The sequence below is a fragment of the Akkermansia sp. BCRC 18949 genome, assembly GCF_045011645.1.
Classification (GTDB): domain Bacteria; phylum Verrucomicrobiota; class Verrucomicrobiia; order Verrucomicrobiales; family Akkermansiaceae; genus Akkermansia; species Akkermansia massiliensis.
The window spans coordinates 1,435,387-1,455,601 of sequence record NZ_CP123619.1; the positions used below are offsets into that span (position 1 = coordinate 1,435,387).

At 58.6% G+C, this 20,215-nt stretch carries 16 protein-coding genes; 9 read left to right on the forward strand and 7 right to left on the reverse strand.

All coding sequences use genetic code 11. The annotated features are described in order from the left end of the window. The first annotated feature begins 33 nt into the window (after positions 1-33). Positions 34-1,218, forward strand: a complete 1,185-nt coding sequence (locus tag P8A25_RS05955) for a class I SAM-dependent rRNA methyltransferase (RefSeq protein ID WP_022397115.1) — start codon at positions 34-36, stop codon at positions 1,216-1,218. Positions 1,219-1,538: 320 nt separating this feature from the next. Then, on the forward strand, positions 1,539-1,820 hold the full coding sequence (locus tag P8A25_RS05960; RefSeq protein WP_102711411.1) for a KH domain-containing protein: 282 nt from the start codon (positions 1,539-1,541) through the stop codon (positions 1,818-1,820). Between the two features lie 13 nt (positions 1,821-1,833). Here P8A25_RS05960 and P8A25_RS05965 read toward each other — a convergent pair whose 3' ends face one another. After that, entirely contained in the window at positions 1,834-4,302 is a 2,469-nt protein-coding gene (locus P8A25_RS05965) for a hypothetical protein (RefSeq protein WP_404838794.1), read from the reverse strand. Between the two features lie 224 nt (positions 4,303-4,526). Between P8A25_RS05965 and P8A25_RS05970 the strand changes: the two genes are divergently transcribed. Next, positions 4,527-5,549: a hypothetical protein gene (locus tag P8A25_RS05970; RefSeq protein WP_215442679.1), complete on the forward strand. Its 1,023-nt coding sequence runs from the start codon at positions 4,527-4,529 to the stop codon at positions 5,547-5,549. Then, positions 5,539-6,480 (forward strand): hypothetical protein, encoded by a 942-nt coding sequence (locus tag P8A25_RS05975; RefSeq protein WP_215442678.1) that lies wholly within the window; start codon positions 5,539-5,541, stop codon positions 6,478-6,480. The genes P8A25_RS05970 and P8A25_RS05975 overlap by 11 nt, the downstream gene beginning before the upstream one ends. 120 nt (positions 6,481-6,600) lie before the next feature. Here P8A25_RS05975 and P8A25_RS05980 read toward each other — a convergent pair whose 3' ends face one another. After that, complete coding sequence (locus P8A25_RS05980; RefSeq protein ID WP_102729329.1) at positions 6,601-7,911, reverse strand: class I SAM-dependent rRNA methyltransferase; 1,311 nt, start codon at positions 7,909-7,911, stop codon at positions 6,601-6,603. Continuing rightward, the gene (locus P8A25_RS05985; RefSeq protein ID WP_180976178.1) at positions 7,908-8,813 is read right to left on the reverse strand and encodes a sugar nucleotide-binding protein; all 906 of its coding nucleotides are present in this window, start codon (positions 8,811-8,813) and stop codon (positions 7,908-7,910) included. Before P8A25_RS05985 ends, P8A25_RS05980 begins: the two co-directional genes overlap by 4 nt. A gap of 90 nt (positions 8,814-8,903) precedes the next feature. Between P8A25_RS05985 and P8A25_RS05990 the strand changes: the two genes are divergently transcribed. Then, the gene (locus tag P8A25_RS05990; RefSeq protein ID WP_146019399.1) at positions 8,904-9,854 is read left to right on the forward strand and encodes an enolase C-terminal domain-like protein; all 951 of its coding nucleotides are present in this window, start codon (positions 8,904-8,906) and stop codon (positions 9,852-9,854) included. Between the two features lie 105 nt (positions 9,855-9,959). On the opposite strand, the gene P8A25_RS05995 is transcribed toward P8A25_RS05990, so the two are convergent. Next, a complete protein-coding gene (locus P8A25_RS05995; RefSeq protein ID WP_215442677.1) occupies positions 9,960-12,137 on the reverse strand; it encodes a family 20 glycosylhydrolase in 2,178 nt (725 codons plus the stop codon). Between the two features lie 110 nt (positions 12,138-12,247). Further along, a complete protein-coding gene (locus P8A25_RS06000) occupies positions 12,248-12,694 on the reverse strand; it encodes a hypothetical protein (protein WP_102728141.1) in 447 nt (148 codons plus the stop codon). 180 nt (positions 12,695-12,874) lie between these two features. Here P8A25_RS06000 and P8A25_RS06005 point away from each other — a divergent pair, with 180 nt between their 5' ends. Then, on the forward strand, positions 12,875-14,260 hold the full coding sequence (locus tag P8A25_RS06005) for an MATE family efflux transporter (protein ID WP_022397124.1): 1,386 nt from the start codon (positions 12,875-12,877) through the stop codon (positions 14,258-14,260). A 395-nt stretch (positions 14,261-14,655) separates the two neighbouring features. After that, a complete protein-coding gene (locus P8A25_RS06010) occupies positions 14,656-16,146 on the forward strand; it encodes an alpha-amylase (protein WP_102727801.1) in 1,491 nt (496 codons plus the stop codon). Positions 16,147-16,235: 89 nt separating this feature from the next. Here the strand turns inward: P8A25_RS06010 and P8A25_RS06015 are convergent, their stop codons facing one another. After that, positions 16,236-16,715 (reverse strand): YhcH/YjgK/YiaL family protein, encoded by a 480-nt coding sequence (locus P8A25_RS06015; RefSeq protein WP_180971813.1) that lies wholly within the window; start codon positions 16,713-16,715, stop codon positions 16,236-16,238. Positions 16,716-17,595: 880 nt separating this feature from the next. Here P8A25_RS06015 and P8A25_RS06020 point away from each other — a divergent pair. Beyond that, complete coding sequence (locus tag P8A25_RS06020) at positions 17,596-18,303, forward strand: PEP-CTERM sorting domain-containing protein (RefSeq protein WP_102728139.1); 708 nt, start codon at positions 17,596-17,598, stop codon at positions 18,301-18,303. A 282-nt stretch (positions 18,304-18,585) separates the two neighbouring features. Continuing rightward, positions 18,586-19,071, forward strand: a complete 486-nt coding sequence (locus tag P8A25_RS06025; protein WP_022397129.1) for a MerR family transcriptional regulator — start codon at positions 18,586-18,588, stop codon at positions 19,069-19,071. A gap of 156 nt (positions 19,072-19,227) precedes the next feature. Here the strand turns inward: P8A25_RS06025 and P8A25_RS06030 are convergent, their stop codons facing one another. Next, positions 19,228-20,205: a carboxymuconolactone decarboxylase family protein gene (locus P8A25_RS06030; RefSeq protein WP_215442676.1), complete on the reverse strand. Its 978-nt coding sequence runs from the start codon at positions 20,203-20,205 to the stop codon at positions 19,228-19,230. Between the last annotated feature and the right edge of the window lie 10 nt (positions 20,206-20,215).

The window sequence follows — 20,215 nt, forward strand, 5'->3', positions numbered from 1 at the left end:
TTTCCACCCTGATCATGTATTGCCTTTCCTGACATGGCAGGTTTGATTATTTCTCCAAGAGCACGCATTTTTCAGGGGCACGACTGGGTTTACGGCACGGAAGTGCGCAAGGTCTTCGGCAATCCCCAGCCGGGGGACGTCGTGGCGCTGAAGGATTTCAAGGACCGCTTCCTGGGATCCGCCATGTTCAACCCCCATTCCCAGATCGTCGCCAGGCGTTTTTCCCGCCGCAAGCAGGAACTGGACGGGGACTTTTTTTCCAGGCGCATCAGCCAGGCGGTGGAACTGCGCCGCCAGTGGCTGCCGGAGGAAACGCTCACGCGCCTCGTCTGGAGCGAGTCTGACGGCCTCCCCGGCCTGATTGTGGACCGTTACGCGGATTACCTGGTCGTCCAGACGCTGACCATCGCGATGGAGCGCCGCCTCCCCATTATCCTGAACGTTCTGGAAGACCTGCTTTCCCCCAGGGGAATCATCGTCAGGAACGATTCCCCCATGCTGGCGGCGGAGGGCATTGAGCCTTCCGTCCGGGTGGCGCGCGGGCAGGAGCCGGAACCCTTCGCCGCAAGCAGCGGCAGAGTGCAATTCATGATTGACCTCCAGACGGGGCAGAAAACAGGGCTGTACCTGGACCAGCTTGACAATTACGCCGCCGTGGCGCGCTTTGCCCGCGGACGCCGCGTGCTGGACTGCTTCTGCAACCAGGGCGGCTTTGCGCTGGCCTGCGCCCTTGCCGGAGCCGCGGAGGTAACGGCCGTGGACGTATCCCAGGACGCCATGGACGCCGTAGCGCGCAACGCAAAGCTGAACGGCGTCTCCATCCAGTGCGTTACGGACAACGCGTTTGACTTCCTGAAGAAGGAGGCGGCCCTCGTCCGGGACGGAGGGGAACACAAGTGGGACCTGATTATCCTGGACCCGCCCTCCTTCACCAGAAACAAGAAGTCCGTGCATGACGCCATGCGCGGGTATAAGGAAATCCACCTCCGCGCCATGAAGCTTCTGGCCCCGGGAGGCATTCTTTCCACCTTCTGCTGTTCCCACCACGCCGGGGCGGACCTGTTCCGGGAAAGCGTTCTCGACGCCGCCATCGATGCGCCCGCCACCCTGCGCCTGATACAGCAACACGGCCAAAGACCGGATCATCCAATTTTACTGAACATTCCGGAAACGGAATACCTTAAGGGCTTCACTTATGAACTGCTTCCCGGCAGATGATTTTGTTATTATAACAATATCCTTCTTTCCGGCCTGATATTGTAAAGAATACGATGTTGTTTTTCCTGAATAAAAACAATCGTTTCAATGAAAAAATACTTGCTTATCCCTTTTTCCTGTCCTATATTGCGTTTCGAGCAGGTGAGCGCTCGTTAAAAAAGCTCTCTGGATCTTAACGGATCCAGTTTCATAGGGTAGTTGGGGCGCCCCGGTCGTTTTACGACCGGGGCGACTTTCTTTTTCAGGGAATGTCTGGAATTGCATCTTTTCAATCAGGCGGTTTTATAGTAGGGTAATGGAAATAACCCACATTTCCCTTCATGCATCCTGCCGTAGAACAAATCCGCCAGTACCTGCAATTGATCGCCCTGCAATTCGTGCAACATCCGGAACAGGCGGAATTGCGCGTTGCGGAATCTCCGCAGGGAGACGCCGTCCGCTTCCGCCTGATTCTGGAAAAGACGGACGTGGCCCGCATCATCGGCCGCAACGGAATGACGGCCTCCGCCATCCGCTCCCTAGCGAAGGCGGCCGGGGAAAAGCACGGCCTCAAGGTCATCGTGCACATGCTTTCCCATGAGGAGGCGGCCGAACAGCCGTAAGCGCTCCCGCGCCCTATAATTCCACATCCAGCACCAGGGCCAGCAGATTGAACTGGTCCGGCGTCTCCACACGGAGGGCGAAGCAGGACTGTTCATCCATGCCGTAGTTGTGGATCATCCGCACGTAGCCGGAATAAGGCTCCGCCACGCCGTACCTGCCGGGCTGGAAATCCCTCCACGCATCCGGATGGCCCGTTCCGTAACGGGATTTCAGGGTGCTTTCATGAAGGAGCGCCCGCGCGCCAAGCTGCTTTTTAAACCTGCCCAGCGTCTCAAGCGTCTCTAGGGGCATCGTCCTCACCTCCGCCGGAGCGGCCAGCCCTACGGTCACGGTTTCTCCGTCCAGCCTGCCGGGACAGGCGGCATTCCCCTCCCCGTCCACGCTGACGGGCAGGAAGGCGCCCTCCCCGTCCAGCAGGAGGGCGCCGCACCCCGCCAGATGACCCAGGCCGGCCATCTTCTCTCCCTGCACCACGGCCTCCGTGCAGGCATCCAGGCAGACGTTGCCGTCCGCCAGGCGTTCCACCGTGATGCAGGCCCGCTCCCCTTCCCCGCGCGCCACGGCAAACCACACCTCTTCATCCGGCGTGCCATGGGAGCCGCGCAGGGACGCCACGGACAGGATGCGTCCATGCTCCAGGCGGTGGGCGTGCCACGCCGCCACGTTCTGCTCCCTGTTCAGCGTCATGCACACGGCGCTGCCGTCCCCCAGCACGCACCAGACGTGGAACGCCGTGCTCCTCTGCACCGTCCAGTCCACAATCCCCGCCGCCAGCAGGTGGTCGGACAGCAGGCTGACGTCCCGCGTCTGGTAGCCGTCCGCCTCCAGGGAATAGAACAATTCCCGGACCTTCATCCCTCCCTGCTGCACGAACAGAAGGCTGTTTTCCACCGTCAGGGCGTCCAGAGAGGCGGACCCCACCCCGGAATGGCGCTCAAACCCGGCATTGGACGCATTCAGCCCTTCCGAGTTGGAGGCGGACAAGCGCCACTCTCCCTCGCTGGTGCCGATCATCAGCCCCCGGAGGGAGGCAATCCAGGAGATGCGGTTCTGCTGGGAGGCCGCCATCGTCAGAATCATGGGAGAATCCGACGGAATGCCGGGAGTGAACGCGGAAAAATCATCCACCCTGCTGGCCCACAGCGTCTGCGGCTGCCCCGGCGTACCCCCGAACCACAGCCGCCCCTGGTGGAACTCCACCGTGCACGGATAGCCGTTCCGGACGCCGAACGCGCCGAATGACCAGTCATTGGTCTCGCAGTCGCCCAGCACGTAATAGGACAGGTGAAGGGCGTTCGCGAGGTAGACGCTGCGGGGGGAAACATATTCCTCCACTACCATTTCATGGTTGAAGGAGCCGGCGGCGGCCTGGAACACGGGCGTTCCCGTGGAAACGCCGTTCCTGTACGCCATCAGGCGGATTTTGTAGTAGGACATTTCCTCTTCATTGCCGCTCAGGGTAAAGTTGTTCCGGAACCCGTCCCGCTGCTGGAAGCTCTTCACGGAATGCCACACCAGCTCCGGCTGGTTGGGAAGGTAGTTGGAGCCGTCCGGATACCCCCGGCAGATTTCCCACTCCGCATCCCAGGTGCCCGTCGTTTCCAGCGTCCACGCGCCGCTGACATGGACGCGGGCGCTGGCATCGGAACCTTTTTCAAAAAAGGCCGTGTACCGCTCCGGGCGGTTCACTCCGGGCTGGTAGTCGTTTTTCCGGCTGAAATCACGGATGCAGGTATAGGCCTGCCGCCAGCCGTCCTCCCGGTCCATGGAAAAAGTCTCCCCCTTGTAGAGGTCCCGGTCCAGGGTCGTCAGATGGTAAAAGGGCATCTGCGTTCCCTCCACAACAGCCTCTCCGTACTTCCTGGTGACGCGCAGAAATTCCCTTCCCTCCATTTCCGGCGTGAACACATCATCGTCCGCCGTGGCCAGCAGCCTGTTGGCGCTGCCGTCCCGCACCATGCGGCATTCCAGCCTCACGGCATTGAACAGGGAGCTTTCATAGGGCATGCCGGAAAACTCCAGCGCCTCCAGCCTCCAGTCATCGTCCGCATGGCGGGCCAGCGTCATGGGCGGCGTGGACGGCTCCACGCAGTAAATCACATCATTCAGCTGCTGCATCCGGAGGTTCCCCACTTGCTCGTCCGTCTTCCACGGGGTAGGCGTTTCCAGCACGCCGCCCTCCGCATCCGGCAGGGGCGCGCCGTCCTTGAAATACCGGATGTAGCCGCGCCCCACTTCCAGCATGAACTGCACCCCCGTGGAGTACTTGAAGGAAACCAGCCTCACGCCCCCCTCCGTGCACCCAGCGCGGGCAACCAGGCGCGTTCCCGGCCTGCGCCGGAGTCCGCCGAAGGGGCTGACCAGGAAATTCCTCAGCCGGGAGGCGCCGCGGGACACAGGGTCCAGGTCGGCGCGCCCGGCCAGCCACGGGGTCAGTTCCCCGGCGGTGAAACTGAGCCGCTGTAATACTTGTTTTGCCATATTCCTTCCCACCAAAGCAGGGAGGAGGAAAAGCCGTCAACACGCCTGAAAGGTGATGTGAAGAATCGCCTCTTCCGGCGCCTGCCTGCTTCAATCTCCTTTGCGCACCATATACGGAACAGACTAACCATTTATTGGTATAAAATTTTCATAACCCTATATTTCAAAAACCCATATTGACGGGTAATATGTTTTTATATAAAATTCAATTATTCTTTTATAAAATGCCGCTAACTCCCCCTTCATTTCTTTCCCGTTTGTCGATCCTCATTCTGATGATTCTATTCAGTTCCGTTTTTCTGTGGGCTGATGAAGAAGAGGAAGACACTCTGGAAGAAACGGAAGAAGAAGCCACCGGCCCCCTGCAAATTAAACAGCAAACAGCACTTTGTTCTGCAGATTATTACATCAAAGGCGGAACAGGAGATAAGGAAGAGGATCGGAAAAGGAAAAACATCGGGATCGGTGAAAAAATCACTTTCTTGCTTGTCGGCAAACCGAAAGGCGCCATCAAAGAACTTAAATGGAATATAGAAGGGAATGGGTTCAAACAAGTTAATACCGAACAACTTCAGGGAGAATTAAAAATTGCTCTGACTGCAAAGGATGACCTGGAGAAGGACGCGACCGCAAAAATCAAAGCAGAAACAAGTGAAGGTCAAAAAGCTGAAATTACTATCAATATCAGAATCCCTAAAAAGTTAAAGAAAGAAAAATTTGAGGGTATAATAGACATGGGAGACGGAAACCCCATATCTACTGATATGTTTCAATTCTCCAAAGGGGAACATGGCCTTTTAGGCTTTATTCAATTAACGCTTTCCCCTACTAACGTCAGTTTCAAAAAGATCAAAATCATTGAACGGGATGGGGGCCTCATGTGGGAAGGGAAAAATTCCAAGCCTCCAAAAACTAAACCAGAACTGGCGAATGAACATAAAACTTGTAATCTTGCCGGTTCCGTTGGAAACAAAAATCATTTTTATGATATGGTAGGCGATAATCGTCTTATCGAAGAAATTATAGAAACAATTAAGAATTCGAAATATAATCCTCAAAAATTTTGGCTTGTATGCAAATTATATGTACATAGAGGACATGGAGGAGAGGGAAGCGAAGCAGAAGATACCATTCTGTTGAGCACAACTAATCAAAAATATCATATAGAAGCCATTGATGAATCTACGACAAATACGATTGTCGAAAAATTCAATATTAAATTTGAAAGAAACAGCAATGATGGCTAAAACCTTAATGAAAATACTGCCACGCTTATTCCTTTGTTTTGTCTTGCCAATAATCGGCTGGAATTCCGCCTTGGCTGCTCCTGAGTTGGAAAGCCCGGACTGCCTTGAGCAGTACAAACACCCTTCCCCCGGCATCGGAGAGCTTGCCGCCATGCTGAAAGACAAACGGTTCAAATCCTTTTACAAGAAGATGGAACAAGATGCCCTCATTTTTAAAGTGACAACGCAGGATAACATCCATACTGAGTTAAAGGAAAAAGTCTGGCATTGCTACCTCGCCGCCCTGGCTCCAGTTTTTACCTTTAAGACCTACCGGGAAACGGAACCGGATGTCGATATGGACGATGCGGAGGACCTGAACCGTAAATCCATGGTATGCGGCCATCTGGAAAAATATATAACCCTGGTCCGAAATTCCGGGAAAATGAAACCACCCCTGAAAAAAACGGTCATTCGGAAACTTCTGCTTCCCTATTACGCCCGTATTCTGAAACAGTTTAAAAATGCCGGAGAGAAGAATCCCTACAGGATTGCAGCCTATAAAGATCTTAAAGATATGCCTGCCCAAACAGAGGAAAACCGGAAACGCTCTGAAGAACAGGTGAGAAAACTCAAACAACTCAGCATGAGAGAGCTTAAGATTCTTATCAATGATGTAGCGTGGGGAGAGTCTTTCATTGAAGCAAGAAACGTCATGGTGGAAGACGAAGTCAAGCATCTGGAAAAAGTGTTCATGGAATTGCTCGTCTCCGAATTTCCCGGTCAATATTCCAAGGTAGAAGAATTCCTGCTTCAATCCGGATACACCAGGGAAGACATTCCCAACCTGATTGACCGCACCGTTGGCCGTGAACCTGAAACCGACTTTCTCTACCAGGGCAGGCACCGGGTGAAACATGACCGGCTTCTTAAAAAGAAGGGAAAGAAATAAAAACACCTGTTCCCCTTTGAAGAATAACCTTTCAAAAGCACCTGCCATAAAAACGGCAGGTGCTTTTTCAAGTCATTACTTTCGTAAAGTGCGGGGAAACATTGAATATCCAGTCCTTCCCTACAAGGCAATCGCCCAGAGCACCTTCAGGTAGCGGCCTTCCGGGTACGTGCTCAGGAAGGGGTGGTCCCAGCCGGGGCCGGTCATCGCCATGATCTGGAGCTTGCGCCCCTGCCGCTGGGCGGCCTTGATGACGGTGTGCTCAAACTCCGCGGGGGAAAGCAGGCCAGAACAGGAACAGGTAACGAACAGGCCGCCGGGGCGCACGCACTGCAAGCCCAGCATGTTGAGGTCATGGTACTTCTTGATGCCTTCCTCATACCCCTCCCTGCCGATGATGAATTTGGGCGGGTCCAGCAGCACGGCGTCAAACAGCCGCCCGTTGCGCACCATCTGGCGCGCGTAGACAAAGGCGTCCGCATGCACGAAGTCGATGCGCTGCTGGTTGATATTGCCGTTCCTCTTCGCCATGGCGATGGCCTTTTCATCCAGGTCCACGCCCGTGACTTCCGCGGCGCCTCCCAGCATCTTGGCGGCAATGGAAAAGCCGCCGCTGTAGCAGCACAGGTCCAGCACCGTGGCTCCCTTCACCAGGGAGGCGAATTTAAGGCGGTTGTCCCGCTGGTCACAGAAGAAGCCCGTCTTGTGCCCCTGGGCGAAGTCCACTTCATAAGTGATGCCATTCTCCACAATCTTCACCAGCCGGACGGGAGCCGGGGATTCCGGGGCGTCTTCCGCGCGGATGCCCTCCATGCGGGCAATGCCCTCATCCACCTGCACCACATGGCGCTTTGTGCCGCACAGGCGGTGCAGCAGGGGCAGCCAGCGGTCCAGCCTCTGCCAGACGGCCAGCGTGCTCACCTCCAGGCTCAGCACGTCCGCGTAACGGTCTACCACCAGGCCGCCCAGGCCGTCGGAGTCACCGTGCAGCACGCGGTAAGCGTTGGTGGTTTCATCCAGGCGCAGAATCTCCCGGCGCAGCTTCACGGCGCGTTCCAGGGCGGCGTCCAGGTCCCGTTCGGTAAAGGCGTCCTTCCCGTGGTACACCACGCGCAGGGGCGTGCGGCTGGCCTCGTTCCAGAAGCCCGCGCCGAAGAGCTCCCCGTTCTTGTCATAGACGTGCACCAGGCTTCCCGGGGCTATTTCCCCGCTCACGGAGCCGAGCATGCGGGGGAAAACGGCGGGATTGTACGTAAAGTATTTCAGCTCCACCCACGGCGTGAGCCATTGTTCACTGCCCTCCGGGGACTTGTTGACAAAAAGGTTCTTTTTGGGAGCCGTGCGCGGGCGCCCCGGCTGGGAGCGGCGGTCCCGGTAGGCAGGCCTGGGGCGGGAATCGCTAGAATCACGGGAATTGCGGAAATCGTTCATGAAATGCGGGAGAGGAAGGTTGAATCTGAGGCATAGCGGGCCACGGCCAGGTCGATGGCCTCTTCATACGTCCTCACGGGCCGCTTCATCAGGGAAGCGAGCCGTTCGCAGGACATGGCGGTATGCCGGGGCCGAGCATCCCTGAAACCGGCCTGTTCGTCGAGCTTTTGTTCCGCCACGGGCGGCAAAGAAGGCAGCAGCCCGTGCTTCACGGCGCATTTCAGAGCGGTCACGGCATATCCGTGCCAGGAGACGGGTTCCCCGGACTGGCACAGGTGCAGCACGCCGGACGCGTCGCTTTCATAGGCCAGGAAACGGAGCCACCCGCACAAATCCTCCACCCACGCGGGCATGGACCATTTGTCCGCCACGGCGGAGAGGGGTTCTCCGTTCAGCGCCTTCCGCAGCACCATCTCCGGGAAGGAGAGCCGTTCCGGATTGCCGAACACCCAGGAAACGCGGGCAACCAGCGCCTCCGGCATTTCCTCCCGCACGCGGAGTTCCGCCTCCAGCTTGGATTCTCCGTACACGTTCACGGGGCGGCACTTGTCCAACTCCGTTTTCAGGCCGCCCCTCCTGCCGTCCAGCACGTAGTCCGTGCTCAGGTGGATGAAGCGCATGCCCTCCAGGCGGCAGATGCGGGCCATCATCTCCGGGGCCATGGCGTTCACGCGGTGCGCCGTCTCCGGATCATCCAGGCAGGCCTCCAGGCCGCTCACGGCGGCGCAGTTCACCACGTGGGTGGCGCCGGAGGAAAGCAGCACGTTTTTCAGGGCTTTTAAATCCTTTAAATCACAGGCGTCCCGTCCGCATCTCACCACTTCCATGCCTTCCTCTTCCAGATGCGCCGCCAAGCGGCTCCCCACACGGCCGCCCGCTCCGAACACCAATGTTCTGTACATGACACGGAGCTTAGCCATTCCCCCTCCAAAATCCAATGAAAACCTTTTTTCATCGTGACAAAAGATGGGAAGGCTGTTTGAATTAAAGTTGTGTTTTACCATGAATATTCTTTAACGGCCTGCGGTCCGCTGAACGCCAGAGCCGCGGAAGTATGCAGGAAAGGAGCCCTCATTAAAACGGATGAAGGCGGGTACGGCTGCATCCAGCCATGGCCGGAGCTGGGGGACGCCACGTTGCAGGACGAACTGGACGCGCTCAGGAAGGGAAACCCGCTGCCGCTGGGCATCCGCGCCTTGGAATGCGCCCGGACGGACGGGGAGGCGCGCGCGAAGGGCGCCAGCCTGTTTGACGGCCTGCACATTCCGGCCAGCCACGCCACGCTGCCCTCCTGCGTCAGCCCCGCCACCATCCGCATCATGGAATCCAAGGGGTTCAAGGCCGGAAAAATCAAGGCCAGCCCCAACCTGGCCGCCGCCCTGGAACGGCTGACCATGCTCGCCTCCATGGTCCCCGCCTGGCGCTGGCGGCTGGACTTCAACGGCTGCCTGAATGAAAACGACGCCCTGAAATTCTGGAAATCCCTGCCCCACCACCTGAAAACCCGGATAGATTTCATTGAAGACCCGTGCCCCTTCTCCGTCCAGAGCTGGGAACGGCTGGTGGACGCCGGCATGCCGCTGGCCCTGGACATGGGCTCGGACTCGGAGCACCAGCCGGCCATCTCCTCGGACCTGCCCATCATCCGCATCGTCAAGCCCGCGAGGGAAGCTACGCCGGAGTATCTTTACGAGCCCCCCGTGTTCACCACCGTCATGGACCATCCCGTGGGGCAGCTCTGGGCCGTCTACCAGGCGGCGGACTACTACCGCAACGCCCTGCCCACGGAAATCCCCCTTTGCGGCCTCTGCACGCACCTCCTGTTTGAGCCGGACCCCTTCCTTGACCAGATGGGCGGCATGAACCCGCAGGTAGCCGTTCCCGCCGGAACGGGCCTGGGCTTTGACGGGATGCTGGAAGCCCTGCCCTGGAAAAAACTCTGACAGGACGCCGCGCTCTCCCGGAACCCCGTCCGGCCATAAAAAAGGCATGAAGCGGAACGCGCCTCATGCCTTCGTCATTTGCCCGGGAACAACCGGAAAAGCCCTTTACTTCGGTTCCGCGGCGAACTTGAGGCCGGGATACTCCTTCACGTTGCAGCCGGGCGTCTTGGGGTTCACCTGCACCGGAACGAACGTGAACATCCACCGGCGCGCGGAATTGTTGCTGGGGCTCTTCACCAGCACGCGGTTCCAGCCCTTCTTCAGGGGAACCATGGAAGGCTCCCGGAAATGGTAGTTCTCATCCACCAGCACGCCGCCGTTGCGCGGCTTCTTCCATTGCGGGGGGGCAATCTCCTGCCCGTTCACGAAGAACCTGGGATTCGCGTGGAACCACTTGCCGGGGACGCTCGCCGGGCCGTTGCGCCAGTCGGACGTGGCCCAGGTATGGCCGCTGATCCAGAAGGGCACCGTCTGCGCCTTCGGGGAATAAATCCAGGTCTGCGCGTAATAGGTGTGGTTCTTGTGGGGATACGCCCCCATCTTCGCACCGTTGAACAGCGTCGGGAAATCGCAGTAATGCTTGAAGATGATGGTGGCTCCGGTGTAGGCGTCCTTGGACCACTCGTAGGTAACGCCGTCAATCTCGTAGGAATCCTTCATCTTCCCGGTCTTGTTGTCCGCCTCCGGGGCGAACTCCGTTTCCGTCTTCCCTCCGTTGGGAATGGGGCCCAGCAGCTTCCACGGAATATTGGCCTGCCGCACGTAATTGAACTCCTTGTTCACGAAGAAGCGGTCCCGGATGGCGAGCACGCGGTTCTCGTACTCCGCAAATCCTTTCAGCAGCGGGTCCCCCTGCACGGGCAGGTTGGAGAAATACTTCATGTATTCGTCCTGGTTGGGGTCTCCCTGCACCTTTTCATGGGGATTGTTCCACAAGGGCTCGGAAACGAACGCCATCCCGGCGTAAACGGGCGTCTGGAGAACCTGGTTGCGCGGGTCCGTAATTTCCAGGTCCGGGAAGGAGCACAGCATCATGCCCAGGCCGTCCGCATTCTGGAACGGGCAGGCCCGGCGGAAGTACATGGTCATGGCCGTTTCAAACGGATCGAGGTGGTTCAGGTAGGTCTCCAGGGAATCCACGTACTTGGACCCGTTGACAGGCCATGCGCCGCGGTTCTGGCGGCCGGACCACAATTGCAGGATGGAGCCGTTATAGCCCTTAGGCGTCAGACCGGGGTGCCACCTCATGGGCGTGCGGCCGCAGGACTCCACCGCATTGATGTATTCCTTCAGAATGTCATTGTTCACCTGCTCGTCCTTGCCGTGGGCCTCGTCCGTGCCGATGTGGATGATGGGCATCTTCTCCTTGGGAACCAGGGCGCACATCTCCTTGATCAGGGCCACCAGGGCCTTCGTGGCCTTTTCATCGCTCATCTTCACGTTGAGGGCCTTCCGGAACGCCTGGCTGTGCCCCGGCATGTCCATCTCCGGAATCAGCAGAATGTTGCGCAGGCGGCAGTACTCCACCAATTGCTTGAACTCCTTCTGCGTGTAGAATTTGCCCGGCATGCGGGTGAAATTCTTGGGATCATTCAATTCCGGATAAATCTTGGACTCCAGCCGCCAGCCGGGATGCTCCGTGAAATGGAAGTGGTACACGTTCAGCTTAAGCTGCGCCATGGAATCCAGCTCCTGCGCGATCAGGGGGAGCGGCATGTAATTGCGGCCCACGTCGTTCATGAACCCGCGGATTTCAAAATCCGGCCAGTCCACGATATCGCAGGCGGCGATGGTCGTCGTCCCGCCGCGGCGCAGAAGAAGCTGCTCCAGCGTCTTCATGCCGTAATAAAACCCCCTGGTGTCCGCCGCCGTAATCAGCGCGCCGCCGGGAGTCACGCGGAGTGAATAGGCCTCCTCCTTCAGCTTGGGATTCTCCGTGCCGGCCTTCACCTCCCCCTTCACGAACTTGACGGCGAACGCCCCGTCCGGAGCCACCTTCACCCGGTGGTCCGCCAGGAAGGACTTCAATTCGGAAACGATGAACTTCATCTGTTCCGGATAGGAAGTCCTGGACGGAGACGGGGCCAGGATGCGAACGGACTGCACGGGAATGGCCTTGCCGGTCCAGTGCAGCTGCTGGGGCCTGGGAACCAGGGGCGGCTGGTCCGCCGGGAACAGCCTGTAATTGGCTCCGTTCGCCGGGAAGGAGGGAGCCGTATCCTGCCCCCACGCCCCGGTGCACGCCATGCACATCCACGCAAACGATAATAAAAGGAACTTCATGCGGGTAATAATACGCCCGCAAAGGCCCCTGCCTGTCAAATCTATCGTGTTCCACAGCCCGGAAAACGGGTTCCCGGCAGCGGTTTTTGCAAAAAGACCAGAACCCGCGCCTACATGACGGAGGGAGGCTTGACGGCCTGCGCGGCGGGGTGGTCTTCAATCTCCCCGGTGGTTCCGTTCACGGCCACGCCGCGGCGCACGGCGTAAAGCCCCGCTTCCTCCTCCTTCTTCCCGGCCACAAAGGCCCAGTAGTAACTGTTCCGGTCATGGTAGCAGGCCCACTCTCCGGCAATGCCGGGGCGCGCCTCCATCAGCAGGGAATAGGAATCCGCGGGGGAAACCTTGAAGCCCCTGGGCGTATCCAGCCCGGAGGAGGGAAAGGACCGGATGTCCCCCCTCCACACCAGGTCCAGGGGGGAGGTGGACAGCAGGCCGTCCGCAAGATGGCTGCCCGCCAGCATCTGCCCGGTGCCGAGCATGGGCAGGCAGGAAGAGCACAGAAGGGCGCCTCCGCAGACGGCGGCAAGGCGCAGGAAAGGGCAAACGGAAAAAGTCATGGCGTGTTCCTGGAAAAAGGCGGAAAGGAATCAACCCCCAAAAGCTTCCCCAGTCAATCAAAAACAGGCCTTTCCGGCCGCTCCGGCGGAAAAATGCCCGCTCCCCGGACGGGTGGACAGCTTGACAACCCCTCCGCGCATTCCTATAGTTTGCCTCCCGTCTGAAAAGGAGGTCCGTCCATGGCAGCCCAGTCACGCAACATCGCAGAATTGGAAAACGCATCCGTATGGCGTCTGCTGGTCCAGTACTCCCTGCCCTCCATCGCCGGCATGGTGGTGTACTCCCTGTACAACATCATTGACAGCGTCTTCATCGGCCACGGCGTGGGCCCCCTGGCCCTGTCCGGCCTGGCCGTCACCTTCCCCATCATGAACCTGACCTTTGCGCTGGGCACGCTGGTGGGCATCGGCGGGGCGGCCATCAGCTCCATCCGTCTGGGAAAGAAGGACCAGGAGGGGACGGAGCGCACGCTGGGGAACGTCCTCATCATGAGCCTGATCGCCGCCGTGGTGCTGGTGGTTCCCACACTGCTCTTCCTGACGGAAATCCTGACCGCCTTCGGCGCCAGCGGGCAAACCCTCGCCTACGCGTACGACTTCATGCTCGTCACCCTGCTGGGGCTGCCCGTCACGTACGTCTTTTTCAACCTCAACCACGTGATGAGGGCCACCGGCTACCCGAAAAAGGCCATGGGCTCCACCCTGCTCTCCGTGGGGATCAACATCATCCTGGCTCCCATCTTCATCTTCTGGTTCAAATGGGGCATCACCGGGGCAGCCCTGGCCACCCTGCTGGCCCAGGTCACCGGCATGGCGCGCGTGCTGCTCCACTTCTCGGACGCGGCCAGCACGGTCCACTTCCGCCGCGGCATCTGGGAACTGCGCAAGGCCATCGTCACCGGCATCCTGTCCATCGGCATGGCTCCGTGCCTGGTGAACGTCTGCGGCAGCGCGGTCACCATCGCCATCAACAGGCAGCTTGCGGACCACGGGGGGGACCTGGCTATCGGCGCTTACGGCATCATCAACCGCATTCTCATCCTGTTCGCCATGCTCGTCATCGGCCTCACGCAGGGCATGCAGCCCATCATCGGCTACAACCACGGGGCCATGAAGCCGGGGCGCGTCCTGCTCACCCTCAAGTACGGCGTGCTGGCGGGCACTTCCTTCACCACGCTGGGCTTCCTGGCCTGCGTTTTCTTCCCCCGCGGCATTGCCGGGCTCTTCACGGATGACGCCGCGCTCATCAGCCTGGCGGCCAACGGCCTCACCATCTGCGTGCTGGCCTTCCCGCTCATCGGCAGCCAGATCATCATCGGCAACTTCTTCCAGGCCATCGGGAAGGCCCGTCTGGCCATCTTCCTTTCCCTGACGCGCCAGATGCTCTTCCTGCTGCCGTTCCTGCTGGTGCTGCCCAGGTTCTGGGGCCAGGACGGCGTCTGGGCCTCCCTCCCGCTGGCGGACGTGCTCTCCTTCATCGTCACCCTGCTCTTCATCCGGAGGTTCCTCAAATACTACCGGCTGAAAAACAGGCACTACCTGGACCACAGCACGGCCGAAGCGTGAAGCCCTTCCAGGGAGCGCCGCAGGCCTCTGCGGCTTCGGAATGAACAGGCGGACAAAGGCCGCGCCCTCTCTTTCCACACTCGTTCGCTGACGCTCGTTTTTCCAGCAGCAGCAAGGGCCAGTTTCACTCCTGACGGCTCGCGGGCAAGTTCAGTCCGGCCCTGGCGGAAAGCCCTCTTTTCCAGCTTTCCACACGTTCTCCCTGACATTTTGCGGGACATAACACCGGCAGTATGCCGAACGCGCCGCGCTTTAAGGACTCTATTTTGTTGACGGCTTCGTGTGAAATCATCATCCGGAGCCCCGCCCGGCAGACGCCAGGGAACCGTCTTCCCCATCAGCCGGCCTCCTGAAGGCGGAACAACCCGAACGACATTTACAAGGAATCTGACAAAATGAAAAACGGAATCATGATGCAATATTTTGAGTGGAACCTGCCCAATGACGGGCAGTTCTGGAACAAGCTGAAGGAAGACGCCCCCCATCTGGAAGAGATAGGCGTCACAGCTGTCTGGATTCCCCCGGCCTACAAGGGCAAGGAACAGAACGACGTGGGCTACGGCACCTACGACCTGTTTGACCTAGGGGAATTCGACCAGAAGAACACGGTCCGCACCAAATACGGCACCAAGCAGGAACTCCAGGACGCCATCAAGGCTCTTCATGAACACCATGTGGGCGTCTACCTGGACGCCGTCATGAACCACAAGGCCGGAGCGGACTATACGGAAAAATTCATGGCCAAGGAAGTGGACCAGCAGAACCGGGACAAGGAAATCACGGACGCCTACGAAATCGAAGGCTGGACCGGCTTCAACTTCCCCGGCCGCGGAGACAAGTACTCCGACTTCAAATGGCACTGGTACCACTTCACCGGCACGGACTACGACGCCGCTACGGAAAAAACTTCCATCTTCAAGATCATGGGGGACGGGAAAAGCTGGAGCGAGGGCGTGGATGAAGAAAACGGCAACTATGACTACCTCATGTTCGCCAACCTGGACTTCGACCACCCGGAAGTGGTGAAAGAAATGGAAAAATGGGGCGTCTGGGTATCCCGGGAACTGGACCTGGACGGCATGAGGCTGGACGCCATCAAGCACATCAATGACGAGTTCATCAAGAAATTCCTGGCCGCCGTCCGCAAGGACAGGGGAGAGGATTTCTACGCCGTGGGCGAATACTGGAAGCAGGACCTGGACTCCCTGAACGAATACCTCAAGGAGGAACGCTACAAGGTGGACCTGTTTGACGTGCCCCTGCACTACAACATGTACCAGGCTTCCAAGCAGGGCCGTGATTACGACCTTTCCAAGATTCTGGACGGCACCCTGGTCCAGAACCACCCCACGCTGGCCGTCACCTTTGTGGACAACCATGACTCCCAGTGGGGCAGCTCCCTGGAATCAGCCGTGGAAGACTGGTTCAAGCCCTCCGCCTATGCGCTCATCCTGCTCATGAAGGAAGGCTATCCCTGCATCTTCTACGGGGACTACTACGGAGTAAGCGGCAACCCGCCCATGCACCGCGGCATCATCGACAACCTGCTGGAAATCCGCAAAAACCATGCCTTCGGGGAGCAGAACTACTACTTTGACCACCCGAACACCATCGGCTTCACCCGCGTGGGGGATGACGACCACCCGCATTCCGGCGTGGCCGTGCTCATCTCCAACGGAGAGGACGGGGACAAGGTGATGAACGTGGGCAAGCAGCACGCCGGGGAAACCTGGAAGGAAGCCACCGGAAACGTGGAGGAAACCGTCGCCATTGACGAGGAAGGCAACGGCCAGTTCCTCGTCCACGGCGGCAACGTGGCCGTCTGGATTCCGGAAAACGCTCCGCAGGACCCCAAGCAGGACGCGAGGGTGGAAGACGAGGAATAAATTGAATGATTGCCCCGCCGGCAGGCAAGCCGGAGCGGGCGTGGAGGAACGGCCTGTTCCGGCGCCGGACCATCTTTCCGGAAGGCGGGTCAGGCCGTTCTGACTTTAATCACCAGTTTACGGAGAGCCCCTTCCCCGATGCAGCCGGCATGGGCGTCCTCCGGGAAAAAGACGGCGAACTGCCCCGGCTTCACGGTAAAAGAGGTGTCCGGCGCATCGTCGTAATGCTGCGCGTCCTTTTCCATGTTGAACGGTTCGGAAGGCTTTTCCAGGGCAGAGCGGTCCTTCCACGCAAACCCTTCCTCCCGTGAAAGGGGAACGTGGATGTCAATGAACCTGTCGTGCACTTCCATGCGGGCCTTCTCCGGCTTCTTCATCGCCGGCTCATTCACCATCACAATCAGGGCGTCTTCCTCCAGGACGTGGGGGCCCGGTTCCAGGGAAGCCGGACCGGCCTCCCTGACAAAATCGAAAGCCCGCTGGAAAAGGGGATTCAAAGACTCGTAACGGGCGGAATCGGAAAGGGAGGCAATAATCATGGCGCAGGCTCCATCCCGGAGCGGTCTCATTGTAACGGGCCGGAAAAGCCCGTCAAACCCTTTGACTCTTTTCCATGGGAATTCCCGGACTTGCCGGGACACGGCGCACGCCGGCCCCCACTTCCCGCTCCGGACAATTCCTGACCGGGCCCCCGTCCGGCGGAAGGAAAGCCGTGAAACCGGAGTTTCAGGAAACGGACGGGGAGGCACTGGCTCCATCCGCCTCCCTTTATTGAGGTATTCCTCCCCCGCGGCTGCCAACTACAAGCATCACCAGCGCAGGAAAACACCTTCTTAACGTCTCCATAATATATTCTGTTTCAATTACCTAAAACATAGAGAAGACCATGCATCGGATTAACAATCCGGAGTCAAGCATGAACATCTGAAAGAAAAACGTTTTCGGGAAATTTCCCTTGTCCATACTCCGTAAATCGTCAGCTTATGTTCCTGATGCAATAGATTTTCTCTTCGTTCCGCAACGAAGCAGGGAAGCCCGAACTTCCGGGAAAGACGCGTCTGTGAAAGGAAACAGCCATGAGATGAGGAGCAGGCTCCCGTCCTTTCCAGGCGAAAGGCAACCTGCAAAAGAAACGGTGGAAATGTTTATTCACGGTGGATTTGCGCCTCCCGCGCCTGGGAACGGAAGGCTCCCGCCTTTCGTGGGTAAAAAATCTTTCCGCAGCGCAGCGGAGGTTCTCCTTCAATAGCCGCCATCCTGCTCCGGCGAGAGTATCCATTAGGGCCGGGAGTTCCCAATTCCCAGGCAGTATGCGGGCTTGGAAGAAAACGGGAAAGTGTTTGTTAACCATGCATTTGAGCTTTCCTTCGTTCCCGTTTGAAACGTCTCCGGAGCTCCGCGGATTGTTAATCCGGTAGTTTGCGAATAATTCAATCATTCCACACGAATATGAAGAAAGCATTATACCTCATCATCCACCTGGCCGTGGCCTCTCTGGCAGGCGTCGCTGCGGCGGCAACCGTCGAGCTGATGCCCGACATCGGCGCCATGACGGGCCAGGGCTACAACTCAGCGGGACGCCTTGCCGGGGACGGCATCACGGGAGACGACGTTAAAAACTGGCTCGGTTCTCGGGCTGACGGATGGTACACCACTACCGGCAACGGCGACATGCGCTGGGGGAATGCCACCTCCAACACGGAAGACCAGACCATCAACCTGCCCAGCATGTCCGGCACGGCGGGCGTCTGCTTCGGTCTGAAAATGACCATTGAAAACATTCAGGATTACTCCGGCCTGAGCTTCAGCATGAACCTCACCCCGTCCGGAACCACCGGAACGTACACGTATTCCGTCTGGTATGAAACCAGGGACGGGGAAATGGTGGAACTCTGCAAGGGAACGAGGAACAATGACGGCTCCCCCTGGAACGTTCACTATGACCTCACGGAAGACCAGTTGAGAGCCATGAAGGAAAACGGCAACGGCAAGGTCTATGCCGTGGTGGGAAGCTCCGGAGGCCGGGGAGGAGATAACGCCACCGTGGAAGACCTTTCCCTGGAAGGGACGCTGGCCGTCCCCGAACCGGCCGCGGCCTCCCTGAGCCTGCTGGGGCTTGCCGCCATGATGCTACGCCGCCGCAGGGTGCGCGCCTGAAATGTGCTTTCTTCCAATGAATCAAGGCTGTTCCTTCACCGGAACAGCCTTTTTCATGTTCCGGCGTCTTCTCCAGGAGCAACCATGGAGACGGCTTTCCGGCCTTTCCCCTTTTCCTTCATCCGGCAATTAGTCAGTCAGAAAACCCTTCCGTCCGCCGGAAAGCGGTCCCAGCCGTTTTCCCTGCCTTATGAACACGTTATTGCCCGCGAGGCAACGCAAAACGCTTGCCATCCCGCAACCGGTAGTATATTAGAGTAACTGTAAGCCATCAACTGCACAATGATCACACAAAAGACCCCATCCAGCTCCTACCGGCCTTCCTATGACCGCACTCCCAAATATACCGTGAAACAGGTTGCGGAAATGATGGAGATGTCCGCCTACACCATCCGCTACTATGAAAACGCCGGATTGATTCCGGACGTGGACCGCAGCGGAGGCAATGCCCGCATGTTTTCAGACTACACCCTGGGCTGGCTGCGCCTGGTTCACTGCCTCCGGATGACGGGCCTCCCGATTGAAGGCGTCAAGCACTACATCGACCTGTGCCAGGAAGGGGACACCACCATTCCGGAACGCGCCGAACTGATTTTCAAGCAGGAGAAAAGCCTCCGTGAACAACTCCGCATCCTGAAAAAGCAAATGGAAGTCTTGAAGTACAAGAAGAAATTCTACCAGGATCTTTTGAACAACCACAGGCCGGACAGCTGCAATCCGCTGAACCACGTCAGCGCCAGCGAACCGAACATCGCTCCGGAAGAATAATCTTTCCCTTAAATCCGCAACAGGAGGCATCCGGGAATTCCATTGGAATTCCCGGATGCCCTGTTTTTTCCTTCATTTCCCGTCAGGGAGAAAAACCTTCCCGGCTGCCCCCCTCTCCGAAGGAAAAGGAGGAAACGCCGGAAAATCCCTGCGCTTTTATTTGCTTCCCGTCGCCTCCGCATACTCCGCATCGGTCACGGGGCCTCCCCACGCCGTCCTGTTGGAAGCCGCCCTGGGCGTGATGCCGAGGTGCACGAACTCACTGTCCGGAGCCGCGCCGTGCCAGTGCTCCGTATTGGCCGGGATTTCCACCACGGAACCGGGCGTCAGGCGCCGGGCGGTCTTGCCGCGCTCCTGGTAGTATCCCGTGCCTTCCGTGCAGAACAGCACCTGGCCCACGGAATGGCTGTGCCAGTTGTTCCGCGTGCCGGGGGCAAAGGTGACGTTATAGGCGGACATGTCGTAATCCCTGTTGTCCACCAGCATGGCTACCCAGGCTTTTCCGGTGAAATTGGCCGGAGCCGGCTCCCCTTTGGGGAAGGCGTCCTTCTTCCCGGCAGCGGCGGATACGGCCAGAATGGCCTCCACCTGCCCGTCAGTCAGGCCGTTGTGCTTCCCGATGCGGATGTGGGAGTTCAACTGGCTTTCCGTGCCCGTCATGGCGGCCAGGGCCGCGATGGTGGCGAACTCCCGGGTCTTCCAGTCCATGTTGTCGCGGCCGAAAATGTCCCCGAACAAATGCGCCTTCAGGAACTCGTCAATGGCCGGGGCGAACAGGAAAAGATCCCCCTTCACCGGAGCGCCGCAAAGCTTCGTCTGGTTGGCCGTGCCGAAGTCGATGCTCTTTCCGGCGGGCGGCGCTCCCGCCTCCGCTCCCACCGTATCATTGATGCCGCGCGAGGCGCGGTCCTTCGCCAGAACCATCAACTCATTGAGAGCGTTCAGGCTGCGTGGAAAACCGCAATAGGCATACATCTGGACCAGCACCTCCTTGAGCTCGTTCAGGGTCAGTCCGGCATCCAGCCCCGCCGTCAGGGCGTTCCGCAGGCCGGGCATGTCGCCCCTGGCCGTATGGGCGCTGATGGCGGCAATCTGTTGTTCTTTTGGCGACAAGGCGCTTGTATCGTTATTCATGGTTTGGGCT

Coding starts and splice junctions, on each gene's coding strand:
- P8A25_RS05955 (WP_022397115.1), top strand. CDS start 34: ATGGCAGGTTTGATTATTTCTCCAAGAGCACGCATTTTTCAGGGGCAC.
- P8A25_RS05960 (WP_102711411.1), top strand. CDS start 1,539: ATGCATCCTGCCGTAGAACAAATCCGCCAGTACCTGCAATTGATCGCC.
- P8A25_RS05965 (WP_404838794.1), bottom strand. CDS start 4,302: ATGGCAAAACAAGTATTACAGCGGCTCAGTTTCACCGCCGGGGAACTG.
- P8A25_RS05970 (WP_215442679.1), top strand. CDS start 4,527: ATGCCGCTAACTCCCCCTTCATTTCTTTCCCGTTTGTCGATCCTCATT.
- P8A25_RS05975 (WP_215442678.1), top strand. CDS start 5,539: ATGATGGCTAAAACCTTAATGAAAATACTGCCACGCTTATTCCTTTGT.
- P8A25_RS05980 (WP_102729329.1), bottom strand. CDS start 7,911: ATGAACGATTTCCGCAATTCCCGTGATTCTAGCGATTCCCGCCCCAGG.
- P8A25_RS05985 (WP_180976178.1), bottom strand. CDS start 8,813: ATGTACAGAACATTGGTGTTCGGAGCGGGCGGCCGTGTGGGGAGCCGC.
- P8A25_RS05995 (WP_215442677.1), bottom strand. CDS start 12,137: ATGAAGTTCCTTTTATTATCGTTTGCGTGGATGTGCATGGCGTGCACC.
- P8A25_RS06000 (WP_102728141.1), bottom strand. CDS start 12,694: ATGACTTTTTCCGTTTGCCCTTTCCTGCGCCTTGCCGCCGTCTGCGGA.
- P8A25_RS06005 (WP_022397124.1), top strand. CDS start 12,875: ATGGCAGCCCAGTCACGCAACATCGCAGAATTGGAAAACGCATCCGTA.
- P8A25_RS06010 (WP_102727801.1), top strand. CDS start 14,656: ATGAAAAACGGAATCATGATGCAATATTTTGAGTGGAACCTGCCCAAT.
- P8A25_RS06015 (WP_180971813.1), bottom strand. CDS start 16,715: ATGAGACCGCTCCGGGATGGAGCCTGCGCCATGATTATTGCCTCCCTT.
- P8A25_RS06020 (WP_102728139.1), top strand. CDS start 17,596: ATGAAGAAAGCATTATACCTCATCATCCACCTGGCCGTGGCCTCTCTG.
- P8A25_RS06025 (WP_022397129.1), top strand. CDS start 18,586: ATGATCACACAAAAGACCCCATCCAGCTCCTACCGGCCTTCCTATGAC.
- P8A25_RS06030 (WP_215442676.1), bottom strand. CDS start 20,205: ATGAATAACGATACAAGCGCCTTGTCGCCAAAAGAACAACAGATTGCC.